This is a genomic window from uncultured Ellagibacter sp. (assembly GCF_934636505.1).
Classification (GTDB): Bacteria; Actinomycetota; Coriobacteriia; order Coriobacteriales; family Eggerthellaceae; genus Ellagibacter.
Window position 1 is genome coordinate 1 of the sequence record NZ_CAKUAL010000081.1, and the last position, 7720, is coordinate 7720.

Sequence of the window (7720 nt, forward strand, 5' to 3'; positions counted from 1 at the left end):
GGATGCAAAGGCGACGCGTACCTTCACGGTACGCGAGCCTGCAGCATCGTGCGGAGATGGGGTGCCAGGGCCCATCGCAGCGTCGAGTCTTTCGCTGTTCGTCAGAACAGCGAAGCTTACACCGCTTCGGCGAGCTTGCGGGCGCGGTCAGCCGCCTGAAGCGCGGTGATAACATCGCCAAGCCCGTCGCCTTCGAGAACCGAGCTGTACGTGGAGTTGAAGCCAATGCGATGATCGGTCACGCGGTCCTGGGGAAGGTTGTAGGTGCGGATCTTCTCGGAGCGGTCGCCCGAGCCGATCTGTGCGAGGCGCTCGGCACCTTCGGCGGCCTGCTGCTCGGCGAGCATCTTCTCGTAGAGGCGCGCACGAAGGACAGCCATGGCCGCGATCTTGTTCTGCAGCTGCGACTTCTGGTCCTGAGACTGTACGACAAGACCGGTCGGCAGGTGCGTGATGCGCACGGCGGAATCAGTCGTGTTAACGCACTGTCCACCGGGGCCGCCAGCGCGGAACACGTCGATGCGCAGGTCGTTCTCGTTGATGTCGACCTCAACCTCGTCGGCCTCGGGAAGCACGGCAACGGTCGCCGTGGACGTATGGATGCGGCCCTGGCTTTCCGTCTTGGGCACGCGCTGCACGCGGTGCACGCCGGACTCGTACTTCATGACCGAGTACACCTTGTCGCCCTTCACCTTGAACTGGATTTCCTTGTACCCGCCAGCCTCGGACGGGGAAACGTCCATGAGCTCGATCTTCCACTTCTGAGAAGAGCAGAAGCGCTCGTACATCTTGAAGAGGTCGCCTGCGAAGATCGCCGCCTCGTCACCGCCGGCAGCGGCGCGGATTTCAACGATGATGTCCTTCTCGTCGGCAGGGTCGGAGGGACTCAGCATGAACTTGATGTCCTCTTCGAGGGCGGGCATCTTCGATTCGGCCTCGGCGATGGTCTCCTGCGCGAACTCCTTCATGTCAGGATCGGCGAGCATCTCCTTGGCGTCGTCGATGTCGCTGCAGCACGCGAGGTACTCGCGCGCCTTCGCGGCGAGCGGGCCCTGGTTCGCGTATTCCTTGGCGAGGTGGTTGTATGCCTTTTGATCGGCGAGAACCGAAGGGTCGCTCATCTTCGCCTGGAGCTCCTCGTAGGCGGAAATAATCTTCTCGAGCTTCTCGCGCATGTCGTTATCTTGCATTGCGTGCGTTCCTTTATGCGAATTGCGTTATCCGTAGCTGAACAATGATACCAAAAGGGCGTCCCTCGTGTGAGAAACGCCCTGAGACCTTCGCAGGAAATACGCTCATGGAGGCGAAATCGTCGGCGAAAGCGAAACCTTGCAGGTTGGAAGCTTCGTTTTACTGCAACACGTCACGCTCAAGCGTTGCGGTCATCTTGCCAACGGCAGAGCGCCAGGCCGAACCTTGCGGGTCAAGGTAACGCGTGCCGTCGACATTCTTGCCATCCATGACGCCCGCGTCGAGAGCCCAGGCCAAGCTGGCGCGCGCCCAGGGGCTCACCGACGAAGCGTCGGGCATGGAAGCAAGCTTCGAGCCGTCGCTCGACAAATTGACCCCGTAGAGAATGTTTGCGTACTTAGCGATCATCACCGCGAACTGCTCGCGCGTGACGTAGTCTTCGGGTCCGAACAAGTTAAGCGGAGTGCCGTCAACGGGGTCCGTGTAGCCGCCGATGATTCCCGCCGCACGGGCCCAGTTGATTGCATCCGAATAGTACGAGTCGCTGGGCACGTCATAGAACTGCTCCACCGAAACGTCCGGCTTGCCCGCCATACGCCACAAGATCATCGCAACGTCGCCGCGCTTGATCGAGTCGTAGACGCCCAGTCGGTGAGTGCCGTCGTTGTAGCCCGTGATGAGACCATTGTTGAGCATGTACACCATGGTATCGGCATACCACTCGCCCGCCTCGAAATCGGGGAAGAACAGGCCCAGGTTGCACTGGCCCATTTCGAGATTAACATTGTAGGTTCCGTTTACGGCAGCTTGCTCGGTGGTCTCGAACGGTTGATAGCCGAAGACCTCGACCCAATAGCCATCGAAGCACGCAACGCCGACCGTGTTGAATTCCTCGTTGATCATGTTCGCATAGTGACCTGGGGAGTTTGTCCACCAATCGTTAGCTTCCGCTACGTCGTACGTTGTCCCAAGGATGTTCTCGCCGAGCGCAGAGTAGGGGTTGCTCAGCATGACATCTTCGACCACGGTGAAGCAATCCTCGCCACTCGGACGCGTATGGCTGAAGAAGGGGCCGCAAATTCCACTGATCGAAATCTCGGCGGCGCGCTGCATCGCACAGACCTCGAGCTCATAGCTCCACGTCAGAGGGGCCGCGCCCACTGCGCTGCGGGCCTCATTGACGTAGTCGAGCATATAGCGGGCAGTGTCCTGATAGAACGTGCCCTGCGTGACGAAGGTGACCGTCGGCTTGTCCACGCGGCCGTAAACGCTCTCGGGAGCGATGCCCCCATCGGAGCAGTCCCAGGTGGCAACCTGGCCCGCCTGAAGCGCCCCATTCGCGGCGGGTTCCGCGTTGATAGTGCCATCAGCCCAGGCCACAGCAGGAATCGTACTGAGTAGTGCGAACATCGCAAATGCGACGATGCCCTTTCGAAGCGAACTTATCATCTCTCTCTCCTCATTATCGCAAGCTTATACGCCTCGGACACTATACCCCAATACGGACCCTATTGAAACGCTCCCCCACTTGCGTCAAACCTGATTTTACCTTCGATTTTACAAACGGCCTCGCCGCCAAACGCGTGAGATTTGGCCGCCGAGCGCATGGCTCGCCCGCCAGCGAGCCTCACCCGCACTCCTGCTCACCCGCTACCGCGAGGCGACGTATGCGGCGGCGCTCTCGGCGGCTATCGCCCCGTCGGAGACGGCCGTCACCACCTGGCGCAGGCCCTTCGCGCGCACATCGCCCGCCGCGAACACGCCGGGCACGCTCGTAACGCCCGACTCATCGGCCACGATGTAACCGCCCTTGTCAACAGAAAGCGCGCCCGCGAGAAAATCGGTGTTGGGAATCGTCCCGATTGCGACGAACAGCCCTTCGGCAGGAAGCATCCTCCGCGCTCCGGTTGCCACATCCTCGACCTTCACGGCGGAAAGACGCCCCTCTTCCGAGCGCAAATCGGCAATGCGCGAGTTCCACACGAACTCGACGTTGGGAAGCGAGGAGAGGCACTCGCGGTCGACCGCCGAGACGCGAAGCGTGTCGCGGCGATGGATGAGGTAGACGCGCTCACAGATGCGCGCGAGATACTTCGCATCCGCCGCGGCAGTGTTCCCGCCGCCGAGCACGCACACGCTTTTCCCGCGGAAGAAGTTGCCATCGCAGGTCGCGCAATACGACACGCCGCGTCCTGCGAGCTCGTCTTCCCCCGCAAGGCCCATCTTGCGCGGCCGCGCGCCCGTCGCCACGATGACGCTTCTCGCCTTATGTTGGCCGAAAGGCGTCGTGAGCGTCTTCACCTCGCCCGAATAATCGACCGCCGTCACTTCCTCGCTCACGATGGTCGCGCCAAAGTGCTCGGCCTGCTCCTTCATCGCCCAAGCGAGCTCGAAGCCGTCGGCGCCTTCAGCGAAGCCCGGGTAGTTTTCCACCCGCTCGGTTTGAGCAAGCTGCCCACCAGGGGAAATCCTCTCGTAGATGGCGACTGAAAGCCCCGCGCGCGCCGCATAGAGCCCTGCCGTGAGCCCAGCGGGCCCCGCGCCGATCACCGCCACGTCGAGCACGTCGTTTTCGTTCATGGCATTACCGCCTTTCACCCGATTGCATCCCGTTCTCACAGAGTATACCCTCGAAACGCAAAAAGGCGCTGCAAGGCGAACGTCGCCCCGCAGCGCCTTCCCATTGCGCTCGGAAAATACGGTTTACGCGAACAGCGCGAGCACGTTTTGCTTCGGCTGCGCGCCCACCATCTGGCGCTTCGGCGCGCCACCCTCGAACAGAATCAGCGTCGGCACGCTCATCACGCCGTAGCGCTGCGCGATGTCGGGGCTTTGATCGATGTCGAGCTTGTACACCTTGGCCTCGCCGGCCTTCTCAGCGGCGACTTCCTCGACCACGGGGCCGAGCATACGGCACGGGCCGCACCATGTCGCGAAGAAATCCACAAGAACGGGGACGTCGGATTTCAGAACCTTCTCATCGAAATCCGAAGAAGTTACCATTTCGCTCATGTTCCCTTCCTCCTGAACAAGTGATTTGAAACCAGGTTCCGCATCGAGCGTTACGCCCAACGCTTGCACCAACGTATTGTATCGCTTACCCGCGAAACGTAAACGAGGCGTTACTGGAACGGCATGAAACTGAACTATAATGGCACCCGATAAGAGAAAGGGTGCCCCATGAGCGAGCCTACGGAAGAGCAGCTTTCGAATTACACGACCAACACCGCAGATGAGAACAGGGAACCAGGCGAAGGCGGCGGCGAGCATGCCCGCATGCACAAGGCGCCCGCGTGGGAGGGTGTACCGCTTGCCCACGCGAACCTCGTGCTCGAAGGCGGGGCGATGCGCGGGCAGTTCACCGCGGGCGTGCTCGATTTCTTCATGGACCAGAAGTTCTTCTGCGAATACGTCGTCGGCGTGTCGGCGGGCGCGCTTTGCGGCGGGAACTACGTGGCGGGTGCTGCCGGCAGGTCGAGCCTGATCAACGTGAAGTACGCCGCCGACAACCGCTATCTGTCGATGCAGAGCTTCGTCCGCACGGGAAACGCCTACGGCCGCGAGTTCGCCTTTCACGAGATTCCCGACGTGCTCGACCCGTTCGACTACGAGGCGTTTCGCCGCTCGCCCATCCGATTCGAAGCCGTGTCGACCAACCTCGAAACCGGTGAGGCCGACTACCACGAGGTGCGCGACTACCACGATGACCTGCCCTATCTCATCGCGTCGTCATCGATGCCGCTCGTAAGCCAAATCGTCGAGGCAGACGGCAAGCTGCTTCTCGACGGCGGCACCTCCGACAGCGTGCCGCTTCTCCACTCGATGCTCACCGGCGCAAGCAAGCACATCGTCGTGCTCACCCAAGCCGCTGGCTACGAGAAGAAGCCGAACAAGCTCATGGCGCTCATGCGTCAGCGCTACGCCGACTACCCGTACTATATTGACCGCCTGCAGTATCGCCATTACGAGTACAACCGCCTTTACCGCTGGATCGAGCGCGAACAGGCAGCGGGGCGCATCTTCGTGATCCGCCCGCCCGAGCCTGTCACCGTGTCCTCCATGGAGCACGACACCGAGAAGCTGCTCGCGTTGTACGAGCAGGGGCTTGCCGAAGCGGCCCGGCTGTGGCCGAAACTGCAGGAGTACCTCGCAGACTAGCAGACCGCCGAACCGTCAGCAGAGAAGACCCCCATGCCCACCGATTTCATATCGCTGTTCACCGCTGCACTCGTCGCCGCGACAGCCCCCATCATCGCCAAGCTCGTCCCGCGCGGACTCGTCCCCGAAACCGTCATCCTCCTTTTGGCAGGCGCGCTATTAGGGCCCTACATGGCGGGGGTCATCGAGCTGACCGACTCGATCGACATGCTCTCCGAGCTTGGCCTTGCGTTTTTGTTCCTCCTTGCAGGCTATGAGATCAACCCGAAGAGCCTTTCGGGAACGCAGGGGAAGAAGGGGCTTGCCACTTGGTTTATCAGCATGGCGATCGCGCTTGTTCTCGTGCTTTTGTCGCCGAGCCTCTCCGTAAGCCACATCGACGGGCTCGCCGTGGCCATCGCGCTCACCACGACGGCGCTCGGCACGCTCATGCCGATCATCAAGGAGCGAGACCTCGAGGGGACCCCCGTCGGCGAGGGCATCCTGTCGTTTGGCACCTGGGGAGAGCTGTGCCCCGTGCTCGCCATGGCGCTCCTGCTCTCGTCACGCAGCGAGTGGAAGACACTGCTCATCCTCGCCGTGTTCATACTCGTTTGCGCGATCATGGCGATCGTGCCCGCCAAAGCGCGCCGCGGCGGACATCGCATCTATCGATTCCTCGCGAGCAAGCGCAACACCACCTCGCAGGCGTTCGTGCGCGTGACGGTAGTGCTTTTGATCGGGCTCGTCACCGTATCGGCCGTGTTTCAGCTCGATATCGTACTCGGCGCGTTCGCCGCGGGATTCATCCTGCGCTATGTCATCCCCGAAGGAGACCACGAGCTCGAGTCGAAGCTCGACGCAATCGGCTACGGGTTCCTCATCCCCGTGTTCTTCGTCGTTTCCGGCGCGAAGATCGACCTCGCCGGCGTGGGCGAGAACCCGCTTCTGCTCGTCTTGTTCATCTGCGCGCTGCTTTTGGTGCGGGCCGTGCCTATCGTTGTGGCGCTCTCGCTCGGCAAGAGCGAGGACAAGCTATCCATGCACAACCGCATCACTGTGGCGCTCTACTGCACGACGGCGCTGCCGCTCATCGTCGCGGTGACGTCGGTTGCCGTGAAGGCGGGCGCGATGACCCAAGACGTCGCGGGCACGCTCGTCGCCGCAGGCGCCGTAACCGTGTTCCTCATGCCGTTTCTGGCATCGCTCACCTACCGCGTGATCGACGCGAAGCCGATTGCCGCGGTGCAGGAAATCGCCGCGCACCCGAGCGACATCCGCACGATTCTGCACGAGCACTTGGATATGGAACGCATGATGGTGCGCCAGGAAGCTGCCGCACGCCTCGCCGTGCACGCAAGCGAATCGAAGGACGAGGATATCCCCTGGCAAGAAGCCGCTTTCGCCTTGCAGCGCAAGACCGAACGCAAGCGCGCGCTCGATGCGCTGCTCGATTCTGCGGCCCAGGACATCGCTGCGCACAAAGACGAAATCGAGCAGTACATCGAGGAAGGACCGCGCGGCGACATCGTCGAGAAAGCGGCGCAACAGCGCGAAGAACGCCGCAAGAGGCTCGCTCAGGCGGCAGTTCGCGAGCATCGGCGCCGACAAAGCGAAATTGGCCGCATGATGAACCGCGAAAAGAAGGAACGCTAACGAGGCCCGCGGCAAGCCGACGGGCGAAACGGCGGGAAACGCAGCAGCCGAGGTAGGAGAAGCCCAGTCGCGCGAAGCCGCCGCGGGAGAATCTCAGTCGCAGCTGGCCACAACGCACGAAGCCGGGTCGCACCCACGCGGCCCGGCTTCTTTATGCAACAACCAGTTCCCTTCGCAACACTCTACTCGGGGAAGAACACCTCGCGCATGCGCTTCTCCTCCGCCGCATCGCGCCGCCCGAGGAGGCTTCCTAACACCATGAGCACGCCCGCGACCGTGATGCCGATCACGATTTGGTGCAAGCCCATCACCTTGAAACCAAGCGCCATGCACAAGCAGTACGAGGCGGTGCCGCCGATCATCGATAGCAGCGCGCCCCGTTTCCCCGCGCGCTTCCAGAACAGGCCGCACACAAGCACCCAGAAAAACGCGGTCTCAAGGCCGCCGAACGCGAACATGTTAATCTTCCAGATGACGTCGGGCGGGACGACGGCCAGCACGAACACGATCGCACCCACGCAGAGCGTGACGGCTTGGCTTGACCGCGCGATGGTGCGCTCGGTGGGCTTTTTGCCGGTCGATTCGCAGTGATGCAGGTAGACGTCCTTGATAATGGCCGAAGACGAAGCAATGAGCAGGGACGACACCGTGGAAATCGACGCCGCGATCGGGCCTATGATGGCCACACCGGCAAGCCAGGGCGGAAGCGTCTGCGCGATGGCCTGCGGGATGATAT

Annotated in this window: 6 protein-coding genes and 1 pseudogene; 2 read left to right on the forward strand and 5 right to left on the reverse strand. The window is 61.9% G+C overall.

Going from position 1 to position 7720, the window contains the following annotated elements:
• Positions 1 to 116 precede the first annotated feature (116 nt).
• The 4 genes from prfA to trxA form a co-directional block, all read right to left on the reverse strand.
• Positions 117 to 1190, reverse strand: coding sequence for a peptide chain release factor 1 (gene prfA, locus Q0G18_RS08235; RefSeq protein ID WP_297151877.1), 1074 nt, complete (start codon positions 1188 to 1190; stop codon positions 117 to 119).
• Positions 1191 to 1350: 160 nt separating this feature from the next.
• Positions 1351 to 2640, reverse strand: coding sequence for a CAP domain-containing protein (locus Q0G18_RS08240; RefSeq protein ID WP_297151880.1), 1290 nt, complete (start codon positions 2638 to 2640; stop codon positions 1351 to 1353).
• Between the two features lie 201 nt (positions 2641 to 2841).
• On the reverse strand, positions 2842 to 3771 hold the full coding sequence (gene trxB / locus Q0G18_RS08245) for a thioredoxin-disulfide reductase (RefSeq protein WP_297151883.1): 930 nt from the start codon (positions 3769 to 3771) through the stop codon (positions 2842 to 2844).
• Positions 3772 to 3894: 123 nt separating this feature from the next.
• On the reverse strand, positions 3895 to 4203 hold the full coding sequence (trxA, locus tag Q0G18_RS08250) for a thioredoxin (RefSeq protein WP_297151886.1): 309 nt from the start codon (positions 4201 to 4203) through the stop codon (positions 3895 to 3897).
• A 264-nt stretch (positions 4204 to 4467) separates the two neighbouring features.
• Here trxA and Q0G18_RS08255 point away from each other — a divergent pair, with 264 nt between their 5' ends.
• Both Q0G18_RS08255 and Q0G18_RS08260 read left to right on the forward strand, forming a co-directional pair.
• Complete coding sequence (locus Q0G18_RS08255; protein ID WP_297151892.1) at positions 4468 to 5349, forward strand: patatin family protein; 882 nt, start codon at positions 4468 to 4470, stop codon at positions 5347 to 5349.
• 33 nt (positions 5350 to 5382) lie between these two features.
• Positions 5383 to 6984, forward strand: a complete 1602-nt coding sequence (locus Q0G18_RS08260) for a cation:proton antiporter (RefSeq protein ID WP_297151889.1) — start codon at positions 5383 to 5385, stop codon at positions 6982 to 6984.
• A 182-nt stretch (positions 6985 to 7166) separates the two neighbouring features.
• Here the strand turns inward: Q0G18_RS08260 and Q0G18_RS08265 are convergent.
• Positions 7167 to 7720 (reverse strand): annotated as a pseudogene (locus Q0G18_RS08265) (sodium/panthothenate symporter); the annotation flags it as partial.